The 25034-nt window shown below is 32.7% G+C and carries 25 protein-coding genes; 9 read left to right on the top strand and 16 right to left on the bottom strand.

The features are described from left to right. Positions 1-104 precede the first annotated feature (104 nt). From M0M44_RS18215 to M0M44_RS18205, 3 genes are read right to left on the bottom strand one after another with little or no spacing between them, the layout of a single operon-like run. On the bottom strand, positions 105-1109 hold the full coding sequence (locus M0M44_RS18215) for a ligase-associated DNA damage response exonuclease (RefSeq protein ID WP_248726960.1): 1005 nt from the start codon (positions 1107-1109) through the stop codon (positions 105-107). Positions 1110-1132: 23 nt separating this feature from the next. Next, on the bottom strand, positions 1133-1519 hold the full coding sequence (locus M0M44_RS18210) for a YidH family protein (RefSeq protein WP_248726959.1): 387 nt from the start codon (positions 1517-1519) through the stop codon (positions 1133-1135). A 17-nt stretch (positions 1520-1536) separates the two neighbouring features. Next, on the bottom strand, positions 1537-1857 hold the full coding sequence (locus M0M44_RS18205; protein ID WP_248726958.1) for a hypothetical protein: 321 nt from the start codon (positions 1855-1857) through the stop codon (positions 1537-1539). 223 nt (positions 1858-2080) lie between these two features. Between M0M44_RS18205 and M0M44_RS23805 the strand changes: the two genes are divergently transcribed. Beyond that, complete coding sequence (locus M0M44_RS23805; protein WP_256469706.1) at positions 2081-2212, top strand: hypothetical protein; 132 nt, start codon at positions 2081-2083, stop codon at positions 2210-2212. Between the two features lie 90 nt (positions 2213-2302). Here M0M44_RS23805 and M0M44_RS18200 read toward each other — a convergent pair whose 3' ends face one another. The 6 genes from M0M44_RS18200 to M0M44_RS18175 all read right to left on the bottom strand — a co-directional run bounded on the left by M0M44_RS18200 (position 2303) and on the right by M0M44_RS18175 (position 8507). Next, complete coding sequence (locus M0M44_RS18200) at positions 2303-2932, bottom strand: DsbA family oxidoreductase (RefSeq protein WP_248726957.1); 630 nt, start codon at positions 2930-2932, stop codon at positions 2303-2305. Between the two features lie 418 nt (positions 2933-3350). Next, positions 3351-4469, bottom strand: coding sequence for a DNA polymerase III subunit beta (gene dnaN, locus M0M44_RS18195; RefSeq protein WP_095930019.1), 1119 nt, complete (start codon positions 4467-4469; stop codon positions 3351-3353). 107 nt (positions 4470-4576) lie between these two features. Next, positions 4577-6262, bottom strand: coding sequence for a gliding motility-associated ABC transporter substrate-binding protein GldG (gldG, locus tag M0M44_RS18190; protein ID WP_248726956.1), 1686 nt, complete (start codon positions 6260-6262; stop codon positions 4577-4579). Beyond that, entirely contained in the window at positions 6262-6987 is a 726-nt protein-coding gene (gene gldF, locus M0M44_RS18185) for a gliding motility-associated ABC transporter permease subunit GldF (RefSeq protein WP_248726955.1), read from the bottom strand. The genes gldG and gldF overlap by 1 nt, the downstream gene beginning before the upstream one ends. A 75-nt stretch (positions 6988-7062) precedes the next feature. Continuing rightward, positions 7063-7359, bottom strand: coding sequence for a putative quinol monooxygenase (locus tag M0M44_RS18180; protein ID WP_248726954.1), 297 nt, complete (start codon positions 7357-7359; stop codon positions 7063-7065). A gap of 320 nt (positions 7360-7679) precedes the next feature. Beyond that, positions 7680-8507, bottom strand: coding sequence for an SAM hydrolase/SAM-dependent halogenase family protein (locus M0M44_RS18175; protein WP_248726953.1), 828 nt, complete (start codon positions 8505-8507; stop codon positions 7680-7682). 261 nt (positions 8508-8768) lie between these two features. On the opposite strand from M0M44_RS18175, the gene M0M44_RS18170 reads away from it, so the two are divergent. The 6 genes from M0M44_RS18170 to M0M44_RS18145 all read left to right on the top strand — a co-directional run bounded on the left by M0M44_RS18170 (position 8769) and on the right by M0M44_RS18145 (position 13962). Continuing rightward, positions 8769-9719 carry a PhoH family protein gene (locus M0M44_RS18170; RefSeq protein ID WP_144212431.1) on the top strand — a complete coding sequence of 317 codons (951 nt, stop codon included), beginning with the start codon at positions 8769-8771 and terminating at the stop codon, positions 9717-9719. A 117-nt stretch (positions 9720-9836) separates the two neighbouring features. Next, positions 9837-10199 (top strand): DUF1801 domain-containing protein, encoded by a 363-nt coding sequence (locus M0M44_RS18165; RefSeq protein WP_248726952.1) that lies wholly within the window; start codon positions 9837-9839, stop codon positions 10197-10199. 137 nt (positions 10200-10336) lie between these two features. Next, positions 10337-11167 (top strand): Cof-type HAD-IIB family hydrolase, encoded by an 831-nt coding sequence (locus M0M44_RS18160; protein WP_248726951.1) that lies wholly within the window; start codon positions 10337-10339, stop codon positions 11165-11167. Between the two features lie 136 nt (positions 11168-11303). Beyond that, positions 11304-12257 (top strand): phosphoribosylaminoimidazolesuccinocarboxamide synthase, encoded by a 954-nt coding sequence (locus M0M44_RS18155; RefSeq protein ID WP_248726950.1) that lies wholly within the window; start codon positions 11304-11306, stop codon positions 12255-12257. A gap of 31 nt (positions 12258-12288) precedes the next feature. Then, positions 12289-13422: a glycoside hydrolase family 26 protein gene (locus M0M44_RS18150; RefSeq protein ID WP_248726949.1), complete on the top strand. Its 1134-nt coding sequence runs from the start codon at positions 12289-12291 to the stop codon at positions 13420-13422. Positions 13423-13563: 141 nt separating this feature from the next. Then, the gene (locus M0M44_RS18145) at positions 13564-13962 is read left to right on the top strand and encodes an ankyrin repeat domain-containing protein (RefSeq protein WP_248726948.1); all 399 of its coding nucleotides are present in this window, start codon (positions 13564-13566) and stop codon (positions 13960-13962) included. Positions 13963-14023: 61 nt separating this feature from the next. Here M0M44_RS18145 and M0M44_RS18140 read toward each other — a convergent pair whose 3' ends face one another. Further along, entirely contained in the window at positions 14024-14560 is a 537-nt protein-coding gene (locus tag M0M44_RS18140) for an SRPBCC family protein (protein WP_248726947.1), read from the bottom strand. 385 nt (positions 14561-14945) lie between these two features. On the opposite strand from M0M44_RS18140, the gene M0M44_RS18135 reads away from it, so the two are divergent. Beyond that, positions 14946-15326, top strand: a complete 381-nt coding sequence (locus M0M44_RS18135) for an ankyrin repeat domain-containing protein (RefSeq protein WP_095930005.1) — start codon at positions 14946-14948, stop codon at positions 15324-15326. Between the two features lie 161 nt (positions 15327-15487). Here M0M44_RS18135 and M0M44_RS18130 read toward each other — a convergent pair whose 3' ends face one another. From M0M44_RS18130 to M0M44_RS18105, 6 genes are all read right to left on the bottom strand, one after another. Then, positions 15488-18586, bottom strand: a complete 3099-nt coding sequence (locus M0M44_RS18130; RefSeq protein ID WP_248726946.1) for an efflux RND transporter permease subunit — start codon at positions 18584-18586, stop codon at positions 15488-15490. A gap of 3 nt (positions 18587-18589) precedes the next feature. After that, the gene (locus M0M44_RS18125) at positions 18590-19675 is read right to left on the bottom strand and encodes an efflux RND transporter periplasmic adaptor subunit (RefSeq protein ID WP_248726945.1); all 1086 of its coding nucleotides are present in this window, start codon (positions 19673-19675) and stop codon (positions 18590-18592) included. Positions 19676-19687: 12 nt separating this feature from the next. Next, complete coding sequence (locus M0M44_RS18120; RefSeq protein ID WP_248726944.1) at positions 19688-20935, bottom strand: TolC family protein; 1248 nt, start codon at positions 20933-20935, stop codon at positions 19688-19690. Positions 20936-21019: 84 nt separating this feature from the next. Further along, positions 21020-22381, bottom strand: coding sequence for a HAMP domain-containing sensor histidine kinase (locus tag M0M44_RS18115; protein WP_248726943.1), 1362 nt, complete (start codon positions 22379-22381; stop codon positions 21020-21022). Continuing rightward, complete coding sequence (locus M0M44_RS18110; RefSeq protein WP_248726942.1) at positions 22378-23058, bottom strand: response regulator transcription factor; 681 nt, start codon at positions 23056-23058, stop codon at positions 22378-22380. The genes M0M44_RS18115 and M0M44_RS18110 overlap by 4 nt, the downstream gene beginning before the upstream one ends. Before the next feature lie 66 nt (positions 23059-23124). Beyond that, positions 23125-24213, bottom strand: coding sequence for a M42 family metallopeptidase (locus tag M0M44_RS18105; RefSeq protein ID WP_248726941.1), 1089 nt, complete (start codon positions 24211-24213; stop codon positions 23125-23127). An 81-nt stretch (positions 24214-24294) separates the two neighbouring features. Here M0M44_RS18105 and M0M44_RS18100 point away from each other — a divergent pair, with 81 nt between their 5' ends. Continuing rightward, the gene (locus tag M0M44_RS18100) at positions 24295-24975 is read left to right on the top strand and encodes a DUF4294 domain-containing protein (RefSeq protein ID WP_248726940.1); all 681 of its coding nucleotides are present in this window, start codon (positions 24295-24297) and stop codon (positions 24973-24975) included. The last annotated feature ends 59 nt before the right edge of the window (positions 24976-25034 follow it).

Below are 25034 nucleotides of genomic sequence, written 5' to 3'. Positions count from 1 at the left end.
TGGTGGTTTATAGTTGGTGGTTTATAGTTGGTGGTTTATAGTTGGCGGCTAATGGTTTGTGCTAAGTGTTTTATTTTGAACGAATTATTAGCTTATAACTCATTTCAGTTTTCTTCAGAATCATTTGTTTCTCCTTCATATTGTGTGTGGGCGGTTCTTGCGTCGTAACCCAATTCCCTTAAATATTTTGAGAATATATCAGAATATCCATGTGTACAAATCACTTTTTCTGCGCCTGTTGCTTTAATGCTTTCTAGTAATCCTGTCCAATCACAATGATCGCTTAAAACAAATCCGCGGTCGACGGCTCGTCTGCGTCTTGCGCCACGAAATGCCATCCAGCCACTTGCTGTTCCTGTTACAAAAGGAGTCATTTTTCTAATCCAAGTGCTTCCATGTGCGCTTGGCGGGGCAATTACAATATTGCCGAGTAAATCTTCTTTTTTAGTTTCGGCAGTTACTCGTATAGTTGGAGGCAAATCAATCATTGGGCGGACAATATTGGTCATATTTTCAATTGCGCCATGAGTGTAAATCTGTCCAATATTGATATCGAGATTTTTTAATAACCGTTGTGCTTTTCCTAAAGAATATCCAAATAAAACAGATGTTTTTCCTTCTGCGCGATTCTCAGCCCACCAATTATTAATTTCAGTCATAACATCAGCTTTTGGTTCCCATTTAAATGCGGGAAGTCCAAAAGTGCATTCGGTTATGAAGGAATGGCATTTTACGACTTCATACGGAACTGAAATTCCGTCGTCTTCTGTTTTATAATCGCCTGTAAAAACCCAAATTTCACCTTTGTATTCCACTCTAATTTGTGCGGAACCAATAATATGTCCTGCTGGATGAAAAGAGAATTTTACACCATTTATAGTAAAAGTTTCATTCCAGTTTTTTCCAGTTACATTAATATCGCCAAGACGATGCTTTATGATAGGCACATTTGTATAATGCGTAATATAATTTTGATGTCCCCACCTTGCATGATCAGAATGGCCATGCGTAATAATGGCATTGGTTACCGGCCTCCACGGGTCGAGATAGACATCGGCCTGCTGGCAATAGATTCCTTTATCGTTAAATTGTAATAGTGGCGGGTTCATTTTTTTTATTAGATAATTAAACTTTATGCGCTGGCAGCGATTATTAAGTAGGCTATGAGTAATATGCTTAATACAAACAGCATCATTGTAATAAAGGTAAGCATTGCGGTTGAATATTGATACTTTCCTTTTTTTAATAGTTTGATAGTGTGAATGTAACGTAGATAAGACAGCAAAATAGTCAATGCGCCAGCAATCAATAACCCAATTCCTAAATAGATTGTAAAATTACTGTTCGGAGGAACAGTTTCTGCTAAATGTTTGGCGGGAACCTGTTTTAGAAATAAAGAAAATTTTACTGCTACAAATCCGAAAACCATGATGCCAATTCCAGTACGAAGCCATGCTAATAAAGTTCTTTCATTAGACAAATATTCATTCATAACTTCTTGATCATTTTTTGGCGACATAACTGTTTTAGGATTTTTTAATATTCATAATTTCTATAAGGCGGACAGTTATATTTATCATCTTCATTATCTAGATTATAGCTGTCATAAGGATTAGCATCATCATAAGTTGAAAAAGGAGTATTATCCTCAGCAAGATTTAATCCGCTTTCAATAATTTCATAGCCATCATTAGAATAGCAATTGTACTGATTTCTGTAGTTGGTGTCTGGATTTTGTCCTGAAGTAAACTCTTCATCCAAAGCCTCATTTTCATGTGCAGTATCAATATGATCAGGTTTTCTGCATTTAAGATTGTTTAATCTTGTAATTTCTAGGTTGTCGGTATCTGTTCTCATAACTACTATTTTTAAGTTGTAATTTTTCGACTTTTGATATACACAAATTTGAAAATTAGATACTTGAAAAAATTATAAGATTTGATTTTAATTTTACATGATTCGTTTCTGCAAGATTTTGTCTTAATTTTTATTTTATAAAATTCAATTATAATTCTGTAAAATAAGCACTTAGGTATTTTGCAACTTTGTATATATTAATAATTTAAAAAATTATAACATTATGGAAACTTCAAGAAAAGATTCGAAATCTGGAATGAAAGATTCTGGAAAAACTCAAAAATCAACATCTGGTTCTAGAGCAAAAAGCACTACAACAAAATCAACAGATTCTAAAGGTAGAGCCGGGCATTAATTTTTTTAGTTTTTTAAGTAGAACTAAATAATAAAAGCGTGCTGTTTAAATATAAACAGCACGCTTTTACGTTTTATAAAGCTTAAAGTTTTATTTTAAAACTTCCTGAATTGTTTTTACAAAGGTTTCAATAGGTTGAGCACCCGAAACAGCATATTTGCGATCAAATACAAAGAAAGGAACACCTTGAACTCCTATTTCGGCAGCTTCTTTAATATCTGATTGCACTTCTTTAAGAAATAAGTTTTCGCTTTCTAGAACTTCTCTAATTTCATTTTCTTCCAGACCAGCCTGCATTCCTAATTTAATCAAGGTTTGACCATTGTTCAAATCTTGTCCATCGGTAAAATAAGCTTTAAAGAAAATTTCTTCCATTCGATCGCCCATATTTTTAGTTTTAGCCAATTGAATGATTCTATGTGCGTTTAAAGAATTTGAGATAACAGCTTTGTCGAAATTATAATCTAAACCAACGCTTTTAGCGCGTTCTGCAACTCCTTTGTGCATTTCTTTAGATTGTTCAATCGACATGCCTTTTCTTTCTGCTAAGAACGTATAAACGTCCATATCAGGCTGTGACGTAATGGTTGGATCCAGCTGAAAGCTTTTCCATTCAATTTCAAAATTGTCGTTAGGGAATACCGCAAGAGCAGTTTCCAATTGTCTTTTTCCGATATAACAAAACGGACACATGATGTCCGACCAAATTTCTATTTTCATTTTACAAAAATACGGAAAAAAATTGTTTCAGATTTCAAGTTTCAAGTTGATATACTATGCGTATAATTTTTAACGCAAAGTACACAACGGTTTACGAAAAACTCGCTAAGTTTTATGTTTAATTTTTTTAAGAATGCTAAGAACACAAAGCTTTGCGTACTTATAATTTTTATTAAAGACATTAGAAAAAAAAACTTAGCGAACTTTGCCGTTTAAAAAACACAAAGTAGATCAACTTTAAACCTGAAATTTTAAATCTGAAACAAAAAGTAAAAAATAAAAAACCGCAACTCTTTATGGGAATTGCGGTTTCTAGGTATAAAAAATGGTTGGTTAATAGCGATATCTTTTTTTTTACAATGATAGATCTTTTATTTAAAACTAAAAAATATCCCTGTAACAGAAAGAAACTTTAATGTTAACTATTTAACATTACAGGCATTACAAGCATTGTTACTGTTTCTCCTTCTTCTAAACCATCAACTGGAGTTAAAATACCAGCTCTGTTTGGTAAAGACATTTCAAGCATAATCATGTCAGATTGTAGGTTTGTTAGCATTTCAGTTAAGAAACGAGAGTTGAAACCGATTTGTAAATCATCACCTTGATAATCACAAGTCAATCTTTCTTCTGCTTTGTTTGAGTAATCGATGTCTTCTGCAGAAACGTTTAATTCTGCTCCAGCAATTTTCAAACGAATTTGGTGTGTAGTTTTGTTAGAGAAAATCGCAACACGACGAACAGAACTTAAGAATAAAGAACGGTCAATCATTAATTTGTTTGGATTTTCTTTTGGAATTACCGCTTCGTAGTTTGGATATTTGCCGTCGATTAAACGACACATTAAGATATAATTGTCAAATGAGAATGTCGCATTTGAATCGTTGTATTCAATTTTTACTTCAGCATCAGAAGTTCCTAAAATACTTTTTAAAATGTTTAAAGGTTTTTTAGGCATGATAAAATCTGCAACTTGAGACGCTTTAACATCTGTACGAGAATATTTTACCAATTTGTGAGCATCTGTTGCTACGAAGATCAATCCTTCTGGTGAAAACTGAAAGAATACTCCAGACATTACTGGGCGTAAATCATCGTTTCCTGCCGCGAAGATGGTTTTGCTTACCGCAGTTGCTAAAACCTCTGCAGGAACAAGTGTTACAGATGGATCTTCAAGACTTACTGCTTTAGGAAATTCTTCTCCAGCTGCGTAAGCTAATGCATATTTACCAGAATTAGAGCTAATTTCTACTGTGTTATTGTCTTCAACAGTAAAAGTTAACGGCTGCTCTGGAAAAGTTTTTAAAATTTCAAGCAAAAGTTTAGCTGGAACTGCCACGCTGCCTTTGCTTGTAGAATCGATAGATAATGTAGCCGACATAGTCGTTTCAAGATCTGAAGCAGAAACGGTCAACTCATTATTGTTTAGTTCAAACAAAAAGTTGTCTAAAATTGGCAACGTATTGTTGCTATTGATTACACTACCTAAAACTTGTAATTGTTTTAATAAGTACGAACTCGATACTATAAATTTCATCTGTTTTATTTTATTTTTTGATGGATGATTTAGCAAATAAAGGGCTAAATATACGGATTACAAATATATCTTAAACTATCGAAAGTATTACATTTTTTTATTAACATCTATTTGCTGTATTTTCTTTTTCTTACAAAAGTAAATACAATTCCGAAAACCAATAAAATTAGAATTGGAACTCCGATAGTTATGAATTGCGTAAAGGTGTAGCTTTCGTAAACTTTTTCTTTATCTAATAAAGGCAGTTCTACATCTTTACTTCTAATGTTAATAAGTCCAGTATCGTCTAAAAGATAATTGATACAATTCATTACGAAGTCTTTATTATCATATAGATTTCCTGTTCTTTGATCGTAACCTAGTTCAACTGGCATCTTGTTTTTGTCCAATTGATTTCTTGCAATATCTCCGTCAGCAACCACAATCATTTTGTTTGGTTTCCCTTTTGCTGTAAAAGAATTGTCTTTAAAAGGCAATACTCTGTTTTCAAAAGCAGAATGAAAAGCGCCTTCCAATAAAACAGCAAGAGGTTTATTTCCTTTATTCAAATAATCCTGTGGAGTTGTTTTTTCGGTAACCATATTTAGGTTAACTTCTACAGGAGAACCAATTGTTTTAGAGTATTGCGAAGATTGCAATAAAACGGTTTTCTTAATTCCGTTTTTCAAAGTGTCAATCGGATTTGCAAAATCGAATTTAATTCCGCCCAGATTTTTAACGATAGGATGCTGGCTCGTTGGATAAACTTGAGGAGCAAATTTCCAGATAAAATCCTGATATTGTGTAGCGCTTCCTTGTTCGCCAGTTGCTAATTTTATCGGAGTTCCCTGTTCATCTTTAATTAAATCAGGATTAATTCTGAATCCGTATTTAAAGAACATATCGTTTAGATTTAAATCTCTTGGATATGCCAGAGTTGCACCCATATCATTATACAAACTGTCCATATCGGCAGCAACTTGGTCAATTAGCCAAAGCGTTTTTCCGCCGTTCATTATAAACTGATCCAGAACCTCTTTTTCTTCGTCAGAGAATTTTTCTGTTGGTTTAGAAATAATGGCTAAATCGTATTTTTTAAGTTCACTTAAAGTTCCATTCGGATCTTTAGCAACAGAATCTAATGTGAATGGTCCTATAAGATAACTTTCATGGATCTGCTTCAGCATGTTGGCAATATGCCTTTCTTTCAATTCGCCATTTCCTTTTATGATCGCTACTTTTTTCTGTTTGTCTTTTGTAATTTTATTGATAGCGTCGGCAATAGAATATTCTAAATGCTGAATTGATCCAATTACTTTCTGCGTAGTAGAAGCTCCCATTATATTTTTCAATAAAGGAATATTAACTTCTTTGTTATTATAAACTGCAACTGCCCAAGGAAATACCATTGCTTGAGATTGTTTTCCTTTGTCGTCGACTGTAATATTTATTGGAGTCAATCCTTTTTGGAAAAGTGATTTTGTCAATTCATCGCTTTCTTCCTCGTTTTCTAACGGATCAACAAATTCGAAAACAATATTACTGTTATATGCTTGAAATTCTTCTAATAATTGTTTGGTTTCCTGCTGCAAACGTCTAAAATCGGCAGGAAGATCACCAGCCATATAAATTTTTATAGAAAGCGGATTCTGAACTTGTTTTACAATTCCTAACGAAGTCGGTGATAAGGTATAGCGCTTGTCTTTTGTTAAATCAAAACGATGAAAAAAGATTGTTCCGAGAACATTTAGAACAACTAAAATAAAAATAGTGATGCCTAATGTCTTTAAATTTTGCTTTGTAGATAGTTTCATTAGGCTTTAAAAGATTTTAATTGGTAAACAGTAAAAGACAAGAAAGCAATGGCAATGCTTATGAAATAAATGATATCTCGAGTATCGATGACACCTCGGCTCATACTTTTAAAATGATTCTGCATTCCTAAAACCGAAATAAAATTGTTTGAACCAGGAATTAAAGTAGCCAGCCCTTCAAAACCAAAATAAAAGAAAAAGCATAAGAAAACGGCAACAATAAAAGCCACAATCTGATTTTCTGAAAGGGTAGAAGTGAAGATTCCAATTGCTGAATAAGAAGCAATTAGAAACAGTAGTCCGAAGTAAGAACCAATTGTGCTTCCCATGTCAATATTGCCTTCAGGCGAGCCTAAATCTGAAATTACTTTTACATAAATTAGGGTTGGAATAATGGCTAAAATGATCAATAGAAATGAACCAAAAAATTTCCCATTTACAATTTCCCAGATTGATAAAGGTTTTGTCAATAACAATTCTAAAGTTCCTTGTTTTTTTTCGTCAGAGAAACTTCTCATGGTTACTGCTGGAATTAAGAAAATTAAAATCCATGGTGCCAATGTGAAAAAAGGAGTTAAATCAGCATAACCTGTATTTAGAATATTGTAATCTCCTTCAAATACCCATAAAAATAGCCCGTTGCTGATTAAGAAAATCGCAATGACCAAGTAGCCAATAGGAGAACCAAAAAAGGATTTTATTTCTCTTAAAATGATTGATTTCATTCTTGTTTTGTTTTTTTATTGTTTCATGTTACAAGTATCAAGTCGCACGCTTAACGTGAAACCAGAAACTTGAAACTAATTTAAACTAACTAATTTATCCACGCTCCAAGCTTCTGGCTTTGCATTGAATAATTTCTTTGTAAAATCCCAAACAGTATTAAATAGTTCAGAATTTCTGTAATTTTCTAAATCTTGTTCAGTTTCCCAATAACTATAGGTAAAAAAGACACCTTTGTCATTTTTATCCTGATACAATTCTAAAAAACGATTTCCCTCAGCATTTCTTATTTTCTCTTTCACTGATTCAAAATTCTCTAGAAAATCAAAGATTTTTTCTTCGTGAAAACTCATTTTTACTATTCGAACAAACATGTATTCAATTTTAGATTTTAGATTGTAAATCTGCTTACAGGTGCGCAAAAATACCAAAATTGATTGGTGTTTTAAATAAAAAATGAAATATTATAAAATCATGTTTTTCAAATTATAATCAGAACCAGTTTTTCAAATATAGCCCGTTGTTTCAACCACGTGAACATAACGTTTATAATAATGCGTCCCCGTGGTTGAAACCACGGGCTATGTTTATGATGTAATGAATAATCTGCTCAATCGGGAAAATCTGCTAGAGAATTAATCTAAAATCTATCCCGTCCTGAGGTTTCGGGATCGGGACTCAAATCTAAAATTATTTACGAAAATTTAATCGTAATTACATCGCGATAATTTAATCCCAACAAACTATTGGCAGAACCCACTTTAGAAGGATTGCTTCTAAAAATGGCAATTTCAAGAAAACCTGCTTCATTAAAAATAGCCAGTTTTTCTCCTTCGTACGTTTTAATCGGATATTTGTCTGAAGTTGCAATAGCCGAATAATTCGGCAGAATGGTTTTGATGCTTTTAGGGTTCATCACAATTTCGTACGGACGTCCGCGTGAAATTTCTAAGAATTGTCTTTTAGAAATATTAGTTACAACGTTTCCAAAATGATCAATGTAAATGATGTTGCCTTTTATAGAATTTCCGTCGTCGGCTACAAGAGCCTGTAATTCGGTTGCTTCTTTTATAGACGAAATTTCTTTTCCTATTACATTTAGCAAACCGCCTCTAGATAAGTGAGAAGCTACTTGAATAAAAATATCCAAATCGGTAGCCTCAATTGGGAAGCGATCATGAATGTTAATTGCCACAATTTTTTGAGGAACGATTTTTTGCGTTAGCATACTCAGGATTCCGTTATCGGCACAAATAAAATAATGATCGTTCCATTGCATCGCTATGTGCTGGTTCTCTTTATTGCGCTCAATATCAACTCCAATAAGGTGAACAGTTCCTTTTGGAAAGCTCAAATAAGAGGCTCCGATAATATAGCTTGCTTCGGCAGTATTAAAGGGATCAATATCATGAGAAATGTCAATGATCTGAACTTCTGGATTTTCAGAAAGTATTTTACCCTTCAGCGACCCCACAAAGTGATCTTTCAAGCCGTAGTCTGTAGTAAGGGTAATTATTGACATAATTTTGTTTATAACTATTGATAGTATTTAAATCTAAATTTCATTAAATTTGAGAAATGCAAAGCTAATAATAGTAAACACAAATTAAAAGAAAGAAAAGACAATTTGTAATTTTTAAAGCATTTGCAAGTTACAATATTCAGTAACACGGATTTAAGTTTATTTTTATAAAACTGAAAACTGCCAATGAATATTGTGACAAAAAAAAGACCCGACAACCACTAAATATTAAAAGGAATTTTTAATTTAAAACTACTTCATTTGAACGAAAGAATAATCGAGCTAGTAGATATTGCACCAAAAGAATTTTGGGGCGCGCAGGACAGCCATTTAGAAATTATTAAAAAGTATTACCCGAAGCTTAAAATCGTAGCACGAGGGACAACTTTAAAGGCATTTGGCGAAAAAGAAGTTTTAGACGAATTCGAAAAAAGATTTCAAAGATTAATGCTTCATTTTACACGTTACAATAATATTGACGATAATGTAATTGAGCGTGTAATTATGAGTGATGGTCAGGAAGAAAAAAGAGCTTACGATCATGATAAAATCTTAGTTCATGGTGTTGGCGGTAAGATTATCAAAGCAATGACGCCAAATCAGCAATTGCTGGTTGATACGATTAAGAAAAACGATATGGTCTTTGCTATTGGTCCTGCCGGAACCGGAAAAACGTATACCGGTGTCGCTATGGCGGTTAAAATGCTAAAAGATAAAGAGGTAAAAAGGATCATTCTAACGCGTCCAGCGGTTGAAGCCGGAGAAAATCTCGGATTCCTTCCTGGTGATATGAAAGAAAAACTGGATCCTTACATGCAGCCATTATATGATGCATTGCGTGATATGCTTCCAAATGAAAAATTAGAGGATTATATTTTGAAAGGAATAATTCAGATTGCGCCACTCGCTTTTATGCGCGGTCGTACGCTTGACAATGCCTTTGTAATCCTTGATGAAGCACAAAACACCACACATTCACAAATGAAAATGTTTTTAACCCGTATGGGAAAAAACGCCAAGTTTATGATTACGGGTGATCCAGGACAAGTCGATTTGCCAAGAAGAACAATTTCTGGTCTGAAAGAAGCGATTTTGGTTCTGAAAGACATAGAAGGCATCGGAATTATTTATCTGGATGATAAAGATATCGTTCGCCATAGATTGGTTAAAAAGGTAATTGATGCCTACAAGCAAATAGAGAATCACGATTAATGCTAATTTCATTGAAATGTTAAGTGTAAATCGTGAATTGTGTTTTAACATTTATTAATATTCGTTTTGTACGTTCTATATAAAAGGTACAAAACGAATATTTTTTATTTAAAAAAAATGAAACAACTAGATGACTTCTACCTAAATCAAAAAGAACCTATAAAAGGAATATTTTTGGCATTAAAAGAAATCATCTTAAAACAAGACCTTGACATTACGAATACGTTAAAATACGGAATGCCGTTTTTCTCTTATAAAGGAAAAATGTTCTGCTATTTATGGATTCATAAAAAAATCAAACAACCTTATATCGGAATTGTAGAAGGAAAATATTTTGACGAACCATTTCTAATTCAGGAAAATCGTTCGAGAATGAAAATTATGATGTTTGATGTTAATGAAGATTTGCCTTTGAATCAAATTGAAGCGATAATTCAAAAAGCACTAAATTTATATAAAACAGGAATTGTTAAAATTTAATTGCTTAAAAGCTAATATTTAAGCGAATAGTTAAATAAATAATAAACTTAGTTCAATTTTAACTCACAAACCCTGTAATCTTTGTTTAAGCAAGCTTAAAACCGTAAATTTGCCTATCATCGAATTTGATAATTAATATGACAAAACTTAAAAATATAAAAGTTGTGGTAAGTGACCTTGATGGAACTTTACTCAACCCTCAACACAGAATTTCAGATTACACTAAATCAATTTTTCAAGAACTGCACAATCAAAATTATCTTATAGTTGTAGCGACTGGCCGTCATCACCTTGATGCAATGGCGATTATTGAAACACTTGAAGTTCCGGTTTATTTAGTGAGTTCAAACGGAGCTAGAATTCATTCGCCTAATAAAGAAGAGCTTTTTGCTTTTAACCTTGATAGCGATGTGGTTAAAGCCGCATTGAATGTTGAAATTGATCCTGCAATTACAGTAGTTTTATTTAAAGAAAATGTTTGGCAGACCAACAAATGGAACGAAAGATTGAATTCTTTTCAAGCCGAATTAAAATACCGTCCGGAATTAGTAGATTATAAAAATCTTGAAGATTTTGGAGCGATTAAAATTTTCTTTTCATGCGACGATCATGAAAAATTAGTAAAATTAAAAGATGCTGTTTTGGCCAATTCTTCAGAACATTTGCACCACGCTTTTAGTTTGCCAACCTGTTTAGAATTTATGGATAAATCTATAGATAAAGCAGTTGCAATAGAACAAGTATTAGAAAAAGAAGGTTACACTTTAGATCAAGCAGTTTCTTTTGGAGACGGATTTAATGATGTGCAAATGTTATCGGCATCTGGAAAAGGTTTAATTATGGGGAATGCTCCAGCAATTTTAAAAGAAACTTTACCAGATTTAGAAGTTATTAAAACCAATGCAGAAGATGGTGTGGCAAGATATATTGCTTCAAAAATATTAGATAAAGAATTAGCTTCAAGTTAATTTTGAATCATATTCAAACTAAAATCCTTAAATATTTTATTTAGGGATTTTTTTATTTCTGAATCTTAAAATTTCATGGTGTAACTCTCTGAAATAATTTTAAATTTGCATTCATAAAAAACAACACAACTAGATAATGAGCAATACAATTACAACTACAAATTTTAATTTCCCAAATCAGAAATCAGTTTACCGCGGAAAAGTTAGAGAAGTTTATAATATCAATGACGAACTTTTGGTAATGGTGGCAACTGACAGACTTTCTGCTTTTGATGTAGTTTTGCCAAAAGGAATTCCATACAAAGGACAAATCTTAAATCAGATTGCTACTAAATTTATGGAATTGACTCAAGATATTGTTCCTAATTGGTTAATTGCAACTCCAGATCCAAACGTTGCTGTTGGACATTTATGTGAGCCTTTTAAAGTAGAAATGGTAATTCGTGGTTACTTGTCTGGACACGCAGCTCGCGAATATGCAGTAGGAAGAAAACAAATCTGCGGTGTTACTATGGCAGAAGGTTTAAAAGAAAACGATAAATTCCCAGAACCAATTATTACACCAACTACAAAAGCAGATAATGGCTCTCACGACGAAGATATTTCTCGTGAAGATATTTTGGCAAAAGGAATTGTTTCTGAAGAAGATTATTTAGTTTTAGAAAAATATACTCGTGCTTTATTTCAAAGAGGAACTGAAATTGCTGCAAAACGCGGATTGATTTTAGTGGATACAAAATATGAGTTCGGAAAAACAAAAGACGGTGTTATTGTTTTAATTGACGAAATTCATACTCCAGATTCTTCTCGTTACTTCTACGCTGACGGATATGCTGAAAGACAGGCTAATGGAGAGGAACAAAAACAATTATCTAAAGAATTTGTTCGCCGCTGGTTGATCGAAAATGGTTTTCAAGGTCAGGAAGGACAGCAAATTCCAAATATGACAGACGAATATATCGAGTCTGTTTCAGAAAGATACATCGAATTATTTGAGAATATCTTAGGAGAAAAATTTGTAAAAGCTGATATTGATAATATTGATCAACGTATTGAAAAAAACGTATTAGGTTACCTTTCTTCAAAATAGTAATTTCGGGTTTAAACTAACGATTTAAACCATGGAATTGATAACGAAAAAAAATGCCCTGCTATTTGTATGTTTTACAGCAGGGCATTTTCTTTTTGCGCAGATTGATAAAAATGCGACAAAAGAAACTAAAAACTTATATCAGAATCTTAAAACTATTTCCCAAAAGCATATTCTTTTCGGGCATCAGCACGCGCTTGAATATGGACATGGATGGAGTAATGAGCCTAATCGTTCAGATGTAAAATCGGTTACGGGTTCCCATCCCGCTGTTGTTGGGATTGATTTTAGCGATTTTTCAGGTCGTTCCAAAGACCAAATTGAAAAAGCTAAAGAGTTATTACGAAAAAATGTAATCGATACTTATGAAAGAGGCGGAATTACAACTGTTTCTTGGCATTTTAATAATCCAGCTTCTGAGGGGGGATTTTATTGGAAAGACGGAATATCAATTGCTTCCATGTCTTTGATAAAGCCTGGAGGTTCTCATCACGAGGAATACAAAGAGATTTTAAAAACTATTGCCGATTTTGCAAATTCTGTTAAAGCAAAAGACGGAAAACTTTCTCCAATGATTTTTAGACCCTTTCATGAATTTGATGGTGATTGGTTTTGGTGGGGAAAACCGCATACTTCTCGAGAAGATTTTATTGCGGTTTGGCAGTTTACGGTTTCTTATTTAAAAGATACTTTAGGGGTTCATAATTTTATTTATGCTTTTTCTCCTGATAATAAATTTAATTCTGAAGTAGAATATTTAGAGCGTTATCCAGGTGATGAATTTGTTGATATGCTTGGTATGGATGATTACGGAGATTTTGGAAGAGATGGTAAATACGATTTAGATGCTGGGCTAAAAAAACTTAAAATATTCTCTGATTTGGCTATAAAAAAGAAAAAATTAGGTGCATTTACAGAAACTGGACTAGAGTCAATTCCTAATGAAAAGTGGTGGACCGAAGTTTTACTGAAGACTTTAAAATCCGAAAATCTGCAATTGGCTTATGTTTTAGTCTGGCGAAATGATGTTACAAGTCCAACTCATTATTATGCGCCGTTTCCAGGACAAGTAAGCGAGAAAGACTTTAGAAAATTCTATAAAGATCCTTTTACTTTATTTGAAAAGGATTTGAAGAACATTTACAGCAAGAAATTTAAGATTTAGTGTATTCTTCTAAAAATAAAAAACGCAATTTAGGTCAAACTAAATTGCGTTTTTTATTTTTTTGAAGTAATCATGCAACCTTATCGACTTTTAAGTCGTCTAATTAGTAAATCATCATCAATCATTTAACAAACAATCATCATGAAAAAATCAGTAGTTATTTTAGGATTTCTTTTCCTTTTTGGAAATGTTTCAATTGCATCAAATTCTGCATCTGCAATTAAAAATCAAATAGAACTTTCAGTTTATGGAAAATCTCCTTTGCATCTTGCCATTAGCAAAGGCGATATTGAGGCCGTTAAGAAATTTGTTCTGTATGGCACCAATGTAAATAAAATGGAAAACAATATGACGCCATTAATGGTTGCTGCAAGGTTTAACCATTGTGACATTCTTAAATTATTACTTGCCAATGGAGCAGATTCCTCAATCGAAAATTCACATGGATTAACCGCTTTGCATTATGCCGAATATGCAAAATCAGCAGACTCAGTTGCTATTTTGAAGACGCTAAAAGAGAATCGTAAGAATAGTAAATAGAAAAAGAAAAGTGCAATTCAGTAATAGAATTGCACTTTTTTTATTTTAGAATTTTAAAATGTTATTCCATTTTCTCTTTTAAATTTTCTAGACCTTTTTGCAGATCATTTCCAATCATTTGGTCCAATTTTAGCATCGGAAGCATAATATTTGTTGGATAAGGAATTACACCGCTGATTCCCCATCGTACTTTTGTCTGATTTCCCAAAACCGGTTCAGTAGACATAAATCCAACTGCAGTATCTTCCATAGGCTTTTTAAAACGAAGAGCAAAATCCAGACGTCTATTTTCTGTTATTTTGGTGATCTCTTGTTCGCCAACTCCAACTTCTTTTACATTACTTTCCCAAGAAGATACAGAGCCTACTGCGCCATCAGTACCTTTATATGCAATCCTTATTTTTGGGTCCCTATTCGCCCAAACACTAAACTCATTTTGGTTTTTTAAGGATCTGACATATTTAAAAATACTATCAGCAGGTTTGTTGATCGTAATTTCTCTTTCAACTGAATATTCCTTCGGCATAAAGTAGGCAGCAATTAAAACAATCGAAATAAATAAAATTAAAATAATTAGTAATCTTTTAATGAAAATCATGGTTTTTTGTTTTTAAGGTTAGTGGTTTTTGGATAGATTTTTTTTGCTAAACAAAGAACTGTAGGGCTTTTAGATTGAAATGCTATCTTTTTGATTTTTAATTCTATAGTAAATTTAAAAAATTATTTGAGAGTTTGAAATGAGAGGATTGCAAAAAAGATTTAAAAAAAAATAAGATTTCTTGTAACATTTTCTTTTTTATGTAGTCTATTATATTAAAACCAATAATTTGGTAACGTTTGGGTTCTTTAATTATCGTTTTATTAAGTAAGTGTTAAGAATTGGTTAAAACATGGTACTTTGTAATACATAATACGATAAAATGAATTACTTTTACATCAGAAATTAAAATCATCAATAATCAATTAATAAACAATCAATCATTATGAAAAAATCAGTTATTTATTTAGGACTAGCCTTGGTAACATTTGGAAATGTAGCAATGGCTTCAAACGGAGTTTCAACTGTTAAAAATCCAATTGAACGTACAGGTTATACAGCAAACCCTTTAAATGTTGCTATTAGCAAAGGAGATATTGAAACAGTTAAGAAATTTATTGAGTATGGAGCAGATGTAAATTTAATCTCAGAAGATCTTACTCCATTAATGACAGCTGCACGTTACAACAAATTTGAAATCATTAAAGTTTTATTGGCAAATGGCGCAAAAGCTAGTGCAAAAAATGAAAATGGATTTACTGCATTGAAATATGCAGAATTATCAAATGCTTCAGAATCTATTGCAATTTTGAAAGATTTGAAATAACAGTATAAAAAGTTTTGAGTTAGTAAAAAAAAGACCTTTGTGAGCAGAAGGTCTTTTTTGTTTTAGAATGAACTCTAAAACAAAAAAGCATCATTATAAAAATGATGCTTCTTCTTTTTTAAATCCCAACAAATTGATTTAAAACTAAATATTTTGATTGCTTATTCTATTGGCACATCTTTTTTTCTATTGAATACCCAGAATAATATTGGGAATACTAATAAAGTTAAGACTGTAGCTGTCATTAAGCCACCGATAATTACAATAGCAAGTGGTTTTTGAGATTCTGAACCAATTCCTGTAGAAATTGCAGCAGGCATAAGACCAATAGAAGCCATTAACGCAGTCATAACTACAGCTCTTGTTCTGGCTTTTACTCCTCTATAAATGGATTCTTCGAGTGAGAATTTTGCTTTAAGATTATGATGGAATTCAGAGATCAGAATAACTCCATTTTGAATACAAATTCCTAAAAGAGCAATAAATCCAACTCCAGCAGAAATTCCGAAATTCATTCCTGTAATGTGAAGCGCAATGATTCCGCCAATAATGGCAAATGGAACGTTGGCAAGAACCAGAAGAGAATCCTTAAAGTTTCCAAACAAAATAAATAAAAGAACAAAAATTCCAATTAAACTAATGGGTACAACTTGTGCTAAACGAGCACTAGCACGAACTTGATTTTCAAATTCTCCTGTCCAGCCTGTTGTGTAACCTGCTGGAAGTTTCAATTTATTTACTTTTGATTGTGCTTCAGCAATGGTACTTCCTAAATCTCGATCACGAACAGAAAATTTAACCCCTATAAAACGCTTGGTATTATCTCTGTAAATAAATGCCGGGCCTGTAATGGTTTTGATATCGCAAATTTCTTTTAAAGGAATTTTGATTCCGCTGATGGTTGGAACTTTAATTTCTTCAAGATCTTTTTCATCTTTTCTATATTCTTTTGAAAAACGAACGCGAACGTCAAATTTTTTCTCATCTTCGTATTTTTCAGTTGCTGTTTTTCCTCCAAAAGCTAATTCTAGAACCGCTTGAGCATCACTTAAAGTTACTCCGTAAGCAGCCATTTTTTCTCTATCAAGAATAACGCTTATTTCTGGCTGACCAACATTTCTTAAAATACCAGCATCTTTAATACCTGGAATATTTTTAATCTGTGCCAAAACTTCATTAGCGAGCTGATCCAATTTGTTCAAATCATCACCATAAATCTTAACCGCATTTGAAGCTTTAAATCCAGCTACCGATTCGGCAACGTTATCAATTACAGGTTGTGAGTAATTATAGGTTATCCCTTGGTGAACTTTTAATTTTTCATCCATTTCATTAATCAATTCGTCCATAGAGATTTTACGTTTACATTCTTTTTGCGGAATTAAGTCCACTTGCAACTGAATAAACCCAAAACCATTTGGATCGGTTCCGTCATTACTTCGCCCAGTTTGTGATAATACTTTTTTTACCTCTGGAAAACTTTCTAAGTCTTTTCTAATTATTGTGGCTGTTTTAACACTTTCAGGAAGAGAAGTGCTCATTGGCAATTCAGCAGTAACCCATAATGCGCCTTCATTTAACTGAGGTAAAAATTCTGTTCCTAAAAAGCCTGCCGAAAAGAAAACACCAACTAGTAGCGCCGTAGAAGCAATTAGAGTTTTTATTTTATGCTTGAATGTCCATGCAAAACCTTTAGAAACATTTCGATCCCAAAAATTAACAAACGGGTTGTGTTTTTCTTTTACATTTTTATTCAATAAAATATGCGAAAGAACAGGTACTAGCGTTAAAGTAAATATAAGTGCTCCCAACAATGCAAAGCCTAATGTAAAGGCTAGAGGAGAGAACATTTTTCCTTCTACTTTTTGAAACGAGAAGATGGGAAGCAAAGCCGTGATAATGATTAGCTTTGAAAAGAAAATGGCTTTACCCATTTCAGTTCCTGTTCTTTTGATCAAGCTTCCTTTTGCAATTTTATTAAATTTCTCCATTCCTAATTGATGCGCTCGATGATCTAAAACTACAAACAAGCCTTCGACCATTACAACGGCTCCATCAATGATAATTCCGAAATCGACGGCACCTAAACTTAATAAGTTGGCGCTCATTCCCATCATTTTAAGACATAAAAAAGCAAATAATAAAGAAAGCGGAATTACGATAGAAACTGTAAAAGTAGTTCTCCAGTCTGCCATAAACAGAAATACCACAACAGTAACCAGAATAATACCTTCAAATAAGTTGTGCATTACTGTTTCGGTCGTAAAATTCATTAGATTATCACGATCGTAGAAAGTTTCAATTTTAATATCTTTAGGCAAAACATTATCATTGAGATCTTTAATTTTTGCTTTTATAAGGGCAAGTGTTTCTTGAGGGTTTTCACCTTTACGCATCACTACAATTCCTTCAACGGCATCGTCATTATCTCCAAGACCTGTCTGACCAACTCTTGGCATGGAACTTTCGTAAACTTCTGCTAGATTTTTAACCAAAATTGGATTTCCGCCAGCATCATCAACAATAATATTTCCAATATCTGCCTTTGATTTTAATAAACCAACACCGCGAACAACAAAAGCTTGTCCGTTTTTCTCAATAACATCACCCCCGACGTTTAAGTTTCCTGCATTTACGGCATTATAAACTTGTAGTGGCGTAATATTATATTTGGCTAGTTTAATTGGATCAACTCCAACTTCGTATGTTTTAGTTTGTCCACCAAATACGTTTAGATCGGCAACACCAGGAAGAGAACGAAGCTGTTTGTCAATTACCCAGTTTTGGTAAGTCAATAATTCTCTACTATCTCTGCTGTTGCTTTTTACAATATATCTAAAAATTTCTCCTGTTGGGCCATAAGGAGGCTGTACGTCTGGTTCTACATCATCTGGAAGTGAAACATTCTTTAATAAATTGTTTACTTGAAAACGAGCAAAGGTATCATCAACGCCATCATCAAAAATAATTTTTATAACCGATAAACCAAACATTGTAATGCTTCGAACGCTTGTTTTCTTTTGAACAGAGTTCATCGCAATTTCAATTGGAGAGGTTACAAAACGTTCTACCTCTTCAGCACTTTTTCCATTCCACTGCGTGATGATGATAATCTGTGTATTAGTAACGTCGGGGAAAGCGTCGATAGGCATATTTTTGAATGAAATAAATCCAGCAACAGCCAATAATCCTACCCAAAAGAAAGTAAATGCTTTATTCTTTAAAGAGAAAGCAATAATGTTTTTTATGAATTTGTTCATCTCTTAATTGTTTAAAGCACCATAAATAAATAGCTGATTGTTTGTGATTACTTTTTCATTCTCTTTTAATCCACTTGAAATGTAAGTAGTATCACCAACAACTCTGTAAACTTCGACCTGTCTTGTTTCTATATTATTACGGTCTTTAAATACTACAACAAAGTTTTTACTTTTATCAAAAACAATTGCTTTACTCGGCACGGCTATCATAGATTGATTTTCGTTGAAAGACAATTTAATATTAGCATTCATATCTGGCTTAAGCATATAATCTGGATTGCTTAGTTTGATTCTAGCCTGCATTGCCTTAGTTTCTGGATCAATTACATTGTAGATTTTGTCTACTTTTCCTTGAAATATTCTATCTGGGTAGCTTAAGGTAGTTACGGCAGCAGAAGTTCCTAACTTTACTTTATTGATGTCAATTTCATTAATATTGGCCATTGCCCAAACTTCACTGATTTCTGCAATATCAAATATGTTCTCAGAACGGTCGTTACGTAAAAGCATATCTTGATTAATGCTTTTTTGAATAATAAAACCGCTTATTGGTGCCGTTACTTCGTAAATAGATCCCGCTTTGATATTGTAAATTTTATAAGTTTCTTGAATTTTACTTAATTGGGACTGAGCTTTATTCACTTCAGATTTTGCTTGGAGAACGTCGCTTTCAGAATTTAATTTACCATCAAACAATTCTTGAGCAACTTTTAAATTATTCTTAGCAACAAGCAAATCACTTTTAGCATCTATAGATTGTTTTTCAAAATCGGCTACATCGGTACTTTTTATAGTTGCCAGAACTTGTCCTTTTTTTACATAATCACCAAGTTCAACATTTACCTTCATAACATTCCCGCCAACTAGCGGGTAAACATCAATCATTTTATTGTTGTCGGCAGTAATTTTTCCGTAAAAACTAAGTTCGTTTTTCAAGGGCTGAATTTTAGCTTCGGCTGTTGTAGTGCTTTTTAGCATTGTATTACTTAAAACAAAAGACGTATTTGTTTCAGGATTCTCTACTTGTTTTTTACAGCCTGCTAGGGATAGACTTGCAATTGCGATTCCTATGAATAATGTATGTTTCATTTCTTTACTGTTTTAAAATAAATCTTTGTTAATGGTACTATTTAATTCTTCGCCGGCTATTACTACTTTTTTCTTTAATTCGTTTAATTGAATTATTGCCTGATTGTAGCTTTCCATAAAATCGGTAAATTCTAAAAGGCTTACATTTCGTTTCTGAAAATTGGTTAGCATTCCATTGTAAACGGCTTCAAAGTCAGAGTTTACAGTTGGCTTAATCACACTGTAGTTTTGTCTTGATTCATCCCATTTAGTCCAAGCCGAAGTTATTTCAGTTTGAAGTTGTAGTTCAAAATTCTGTTTTTCAACTTTAGATTGTTCTAAAATGGTTTGGGCATATTTGATATTTCCTTTGTTCTTATTCCATAGCGGCAACGGAATCCCAACACTAACATTGGCTTCTTTATTGAAGGCTCCACTTCGCTGATCGTAATTTGCTCCTAAAGTAAGATCTGGAATAGCAAGTGATTTCTGCCATTTTACATTTAATTCATTGGCTTCAATCTCTTTTTGTTTTGCTAAATAATCAGGTCGATTTGCAATAGCTTGTTCTTCAAAGCTTTTAAGATCAAAAGCAATAACTTTTAAATATTTATTCGAATCATCTTTGCTAACAGAAGGAATTACATTTTCAGTTTCATTCAAGAGCAGTTTCAAATTAGCTTGTTCTTCTATATTGTTGTTTATTACTTCCAATCGTTCATTTTTAAAGTTGAGATACAACGACTGTAAACGAACAACATCTTTTAAAGGAATATTTCCTTTTTGAGCCTGAACTGAATAAGAATTGATCAAGTTTTCGATATGAGCTAACTGTTTATCAGTGTTTTCAAGGTTTTTAGAATTATAATAAACTGTGTAAAAGCTTTTGCGCAGCTGTAGTTTTAGAGTACGCAGTATATCATTGAATGAAAGTTCTGCCAATTGTGCATTGGTTTGCGCAAGTTTGATTTCATTACGCTTTTTACCGCCAAGATAAATAAGTTGCTCAATGCCAAATGCTTTTTGACCCTCTTTACCTATGTCAAAAAACTTATCTCTTTCTGGATTATACGCATTCAGTTCGGCTGTTATTACAGGATTTTCCCAGATGCGAGCCTGAATGGCCAGAGCTTTAGAAGCATCGATGTTGTATTGCGATGCCAGCAAGAATAAATTCTTCTTTAAAAATTGGCTTTCACAGTCTTGAAGAGTGACTGTTTTTTGCGCTATTGCAGTCTGATTCAAAACTGCAAATAACAGCAATGCGAATAACTTTTTCATTGTATTGATTTTGAATTATACAAATATGCTATCAACAGGCTTTAGGGGAGCTTAAAATCTACCTTAAAAATAGCTTAAAAAAGTTTACAATTCAAAAAATAACTGAAATAAATTCGTGTTAATATTTGGGGTTGAGTAGGTTATGTTGGCTTTGTGAACCGTCAGAATACGATGAACAATTCTTAAGCCAAGTCCAAATCCAGAAGTTCTTTTTGAATTTTGTCCACGCATAAACGGCTCAAAAAGGTTTTTTTGTTCTTCTTCGTTTAAAGTGTCTCCAGTATTTGAAATGGAAACTATAAGATGGTAATGGTCAGTGCTTATTTTTACTTTCGCCTGTTTATTGTCTGAATAGATGTAGGCATTTTTTAAGATATTAGTTATAGCAATTTCCAAAAGATTTTTATTTCCTTTTATTTCCAAAGCAGTGTCCAGATCATCACTTTCCTCCATTTCAAAAAGAATAACAAAATCTGGAAATGTTTTATTGATTTTTTCTATTGAAGAGAATAAAATTTCGTCTAGACGTTGAATTTCGATATTTTCTGCACTTCTATTGTCAATTTTTGAAAGAATAAGCAGCGAATTAATTAGTTCACCCAAATGATTAACATCAGCCAATATATTGTTAAGGAAAGAGTTATTCTTTGGTTTTATATCTGGATCGGCAATTGCGTTTTCGATCTGAGATGTCATTCGAGAAAGCGGTGTTCTTAATTCATGTGAGGCATGAGCAGTAAATTCCTTCTGTTTTTGATACGAAACTTCAATTCGATCCATCATAAAATTAAACTCATCAGCAAGCAAATCGACTTCATTTTTGGTGCTGTTGGATGCAATTCTGGTATCGAGATTATTTTCGTTAATGTTTTTTATTTTTTGATGGAAAGCAAGAAGTGGATTCATCGCTTTTCTAACCATAAAAGAGGTTAATAGCCAGCAGATCGTAGTAAAGAAAATATACGAAACAACTAATGTATACCTTAAAAAAAGTAATTTCTTTTTGCCATAATCATCAGTTGCTGATATCAAAGCATAAAAGTCTTTGTCGTTTGTATCATAAAAAACGCCATAGACTTCATAATCTCCTTGTTGCTTAAAAAAAGTTTTATTTTTTTTTAAATACTTCAAGTCTTCGACCGACCAATTAATTTTGGCATCATCGATACTGCTATAGATTAGCTTATAATTAGAATCAAAAACTAAGGTTTTCTCATCATATAGTTTATTAATGGAATTTTGATCTATTATTTTTAAAAGCTGATTATCGATCTGTTTGACATTCACCAATAATTTGATGTTGGATAAAGCTTTAATTTCTAATCGATCGCGGAACTCTTCTTTTCGATAATTAGAATACAAAATGAATATCACTGTAGATGCCAGCCCGAAAAGGATGGTAAACAGTAAACTTACTAAAAGTGATATTCTATTTTTTAATGTCATTCTTGATCGCTTAGATAATAGCCGTAGCCAACCTTGGTACGAATAAGTTTTATTTCGTGATCCTTGTCTATTTTCTTTCTCAAAAAGTTAATATAAACTTCAATTGTATTTTGATTGGTTTCAATATGGTAGTCCCAAAGTTTTTCAGAAATAAATTGTTTCGAAAGCACTTTTCCTTTGGCATGAGCCAAAATTAAAATCAACTTAAATTCTTTCGGAGTAAGTTTAATTTCTTCATTAGATCTAAAAACTTTCATATCTTCTTCAAAAATTTCTAAATCTTTAACTACAATTTTACTTTCTATCTGCTGCGGAACTTCTTTTCGCCTTAAAAGAGATTGTACTCTAGCATATAATTCTTCAAAATGAAATGGCTTAACCAAATAATCATCTGCGCCACTATCAAAAGAAGACAGTTTATCTTCTATTTCACTAAAAGCAGTCAGCATGATTATTGGCGTTTTATTATCGATTTTACGAATGCCTTTACAAACCTCTATCCCGTTTAATCCAGGAACATTGATGTCAAGAATAATCAAATCGTATTCGTAAGGGAAATATTTTTTCAGCAAAAACGAACCATCATAATAAGGAATACACTCGAATTTCTTAGAGGTAAAGAATGCTGAGATTTCTTTAGACAAAGTAAAATCGTCTTCGAGTAGTAGTATTTTCATTCTTGGAGTAAATTTATAAATTCGGCCATTTTTAAGAAACGGCCGAATTTAATATAAGGTATTGTTTTAATTGAAATAAGAGAAAGTTTCATTGTTCTCAATCTTCTGTAATGACTCATAAATCAATTGAATAACATTTTCAACGTCATCTCTATGTACCATTTCTACAGTTGTATGCATGTAACGCAATGGAAGTGAAATCAATGCAGAAGGAACACCTCCATTACTATAAGCAAAAGCATCAGTATCTGTCCCTGTTGCACGAGAAGTAGCATGTCTCTGAAAAGGAATTTTGTTTTCTTCAGCAGTATCTACAATCAAATCGCGAAGTTTATTCTGAATAGCAGGAGAGTACCCAATAACAGGACCTTTGCCCATTTTAAGGTCGCCTTCCACTTTTTTATCAATCATTGGAGTAGTGGTGTCATGGCAAACATCGGTAACAATGGCAACATTCGGTTTTATTCTATGTGCGATCATTTCGGCACCGCGAAGACCAATTTCCTCTTGGACAGAATTTACTATGTATAAACCAAAAGGAAGTGTTTTATTGTTTTCTTTTAGTAAACGAGCAACTTCAGCAATCATAAAACCACCCATTCTATTGTCGATCGCACGGCAGACAAATTTATTTTCGTTTAAAATCATAAATTCATCAGGATAAGTAATTACACATCCAACATGAACACCTAAAGCTTCAACTTGCTCTTTGTTTTCGCAACCTAAATCAATAAAAATATTACTTAGTTTTGGAATTTCTTCTTTGTCACGTAAACGAGTATGAATAGCTGGCCATCCAAAAACGCCTTTAACGATTCCCTTTTTAGTATGAATGTTTACTCTTTTAGAAGGGGCAATCTGATGATCAGAACCACCATTTCTAATAACATATATTAAACCATCTTCTGTAATATAATTTACATACCACGAAATTTCATCAGCATGCCCTTCAATAACCACTTTATACGGAGCGTCAGGATTGATTACTCCAACAGCGGTTCCGTAAGTATCAGTTATAAAAGTATCAACATAGGGTTTCAAATACTCCATCCAAAGTTTTTGGCCTTCACTTTCGTAACCAGTAGGAGAAGCGTTATTTAGGTAGCTTTCTAAGAATGCTATAGAAGTATCATTTAAGATAGAATTTGTACTCATAAAAATATTTTTCTGCTAAAATATAAATTTGGTATTAGAGTTGTGTATAAATATATAATTTTACACTTAAATTATGATTCAATGAGATTAACCACCTTTTTATTTATACTCTTAGTTTGTTTTTCATCTAAAGCCCAAGTTACTCCCAAAGAGAACGAACAAATGGGCTATATATTAACAGAGAAAGATTCTATTTTAGGCGACACCATTCAATTGCCAGAAATAATTATTTCAAAAGGACAGAAGATGAGTCCAGAAGAAATGAAACAATTTCAAATTCTTCAAAATAGAGTGTATAAAGTTTATCCGTATGCAAAATTAGCCGCAGAGCGATTAACGGCATTGAATAACGGAATGGCACGTTTGAAAACCAACCGTGAAAAGAAGAAGTATTTCAAAATTGTAGAAGATTATCTAAATAATGAATTTGAAGAAAGACTTAAAAAACTTTCTAGAAAACAAGGACAGATTTTAGTAAAGCTAGTCCATCGCCAAACAGGAATTACAACATACGAACTCATAAAAACACTAAAAAGTGGATTCAAGGCCTTCGTTTCGAATACAACAGCCAATTTGTTTGATATTAGTTTAAAAGAAGAATACAAACCCTACGATGTAAACGAAGACTATTTGATAGAAACGATTTTGGTAAGAGCATTTGAATCTGGCCGATTGACAAATCAAAAGCCAGCCAATCCTCTGAATTATGAAGATCTAGCGGAAAAATGGCAGCAAAAAGCAAAAGATTTAAATAAGAAATAAGTATACATATATATAATAGTATATAAACCCGACAGTTTTTCAAAATCTGTCGGGTTTGT

Source organism: Flavobacterium humidisoli, from assembly GCF_023272795.1.
Lineage (GTDB): Bacteria > Bacteroidota > Bacteroidia > Flavobacteriales > Flavobacteriaceae > Flavobacterium > Flavobacterium humidisoli.
Note: the sequence above shows the minus strand (reverse complement) of the source record. Positions and strands in the feature narration are given on the sequence as shown.

Coding starts and splice junctions, on each gene's coding strand:
- M0M44_RS18215 (WP_248726960.1), bottom strand. CDS start 1,109: ATGAACCCGCCACTATTACAATTTAACGATAAAGGAATCTATTGCCAG.
- M0M44_RS18210 (WP_248726959.1), bottom strand. CDS start 1,519: ATGTCGCCAAAAAATGATCAAGAAGTTATGAATGAATATTTGTCTAAT.
- M0M44_RS18205 (WP_248726958.1), bottom strand. CDS start 1,857: ATGAGAACAGATACCGACAACCTAGAAATTACAAGATTAAACAATCTT.
- M0M44_RS23805 (WP_256469706.1), top strand. CDS start 2,081: ATGGAAACTTCAAGAAAAGATTCGAAATCTGGAATGAAAGATTCTGGA.
- M0M44_RS18200 (WP_248726957.1), bottom strand. CDS start 2,932: ATGAAAATAGAAATTTGGTCGGACATCATGTGTCCGTTTTGTTATATC.
- dnaN (WP_095930019.1), bottom strand. CDS start 4,469: ATGAAATTTATAGTATCGAGTTCGTACTTATTAAAACAATTACAAGTT.
- gldG (WP_248726956.1), bottom strand. CDS start 6,262: ATGAAACTATCTACAAAGCAAAATTTAAAGACATTAGGCATCACTATT.
- gldF (WP_248726955.1), bottom strand. CDS start 6,987: ATGAAATCAATCATTTTAAGAGAAATAAAATCCTTTTTTGGTTCTCCT.
- M0M44_RS18180 (WP_248726954.1), bottom strand. CDS start 7,359: ATGTTTGTTCGAATAGTAAAAATGAGTTTTCACGAAGAAAAAATCTTT.
- M0M44_RS18175 (WP_248726953.1), bottom strand. CDS start 8,507: ATGTCAATAATTACCCTTACTACAGACTACGGCTTGAAAGATCACTTT.
- M0M44_RS18165 (WP_248726952.1), top strand. CDS start 9,837: ATGAAACAACTAGATGACTTCTACCTAAATCAAAAAGAACCTATAAAA.
- M0M44_RS18160 (WP_248726951.1), top strand. CDS start 10,337: ATGACAAAACTTAAAAATATAAAAGTTGTGGTAAGTGACCTTGATGGA.
- M0M44_RS18155 (WP_248726950.1), top strand. CDS start 11,304: ATGAGCAATACAATTACAACTACAAATTTTAATTTCCCAAATCAGAAA.
- M0M44_RS18150 (WP_248726949.1), top strand. CDS start 12,289: ATGGAATTGATAACGAAAAAAAATGCCCTGCTATTTGTATGTTTTACA.
- M0M44_RS18145 (WP_248726948.1), top strand. CDS start 13,564: ATGAAAAAATCAGTAGTTATTTTAGGATTTCTTTTCCTTTTTGGAAAT.
- M0M44_RS18140 (WP_248726947.1), bottom strand. CDS start 14,560: ATGATTTTCATTAAAAGATTACTAATTATTTTAATTTTATTTATTTCG.
- M0M44_RS18135 (WP_095930005.1), top strand. CDS start 14,946: ATGAAAAAATCAGTTATTTATTTAGGACTAGCCTTGGTAACATTTGGA.
- M0M44_RS18130 (WP_248726946.1), bottom strand. CDS start 18,586: ATGAACAAATTCATAAAAAACATTATTGCTTTCTCTTTAAAGAATAAA.
- M0M44_RS18125 (WP_248726945.1), bottom strand. CDS start 19,675: ATGAAACATACATTATTCATAGGAATCGCAATTGCAAGTCTATCCCTA.
- M0M44_RS18120 (WP_248726944.1), bottom strand. CDS start 20,935: ATGAAAAAGTTATTCGCATTGCTGTTATTTGCAGTTTTGAATCAGACT.
- M0M44_RS18115 (WP_248726943.1), bottom strand. CDS start 22,381: ATGACATTAAAAAATAGAATATCACTTTTAGTAAGTTTACTGTTTACC.
- M0M44_RS18110 (WP_248726942.1), bottom strand. CDS start 23,058: ATGAAAATACTACTACTCGAAGACGATTTTACTTTGTCTAAAGAAATC.
- M0M44_RS18105 (WP_248726941.1), bottom strand. CDS start 24,213: ATGAGTACAAATTCTATCTTAAATGATACTTCTATAGCATTCTTAGAA.
- M0M44_RS18100 (WP_248726940.1), top strand. CDS start 24,295: ATGAGATTAACCACCTTTTTATTTATACTCTTAGTTTGTTTTTCATCT.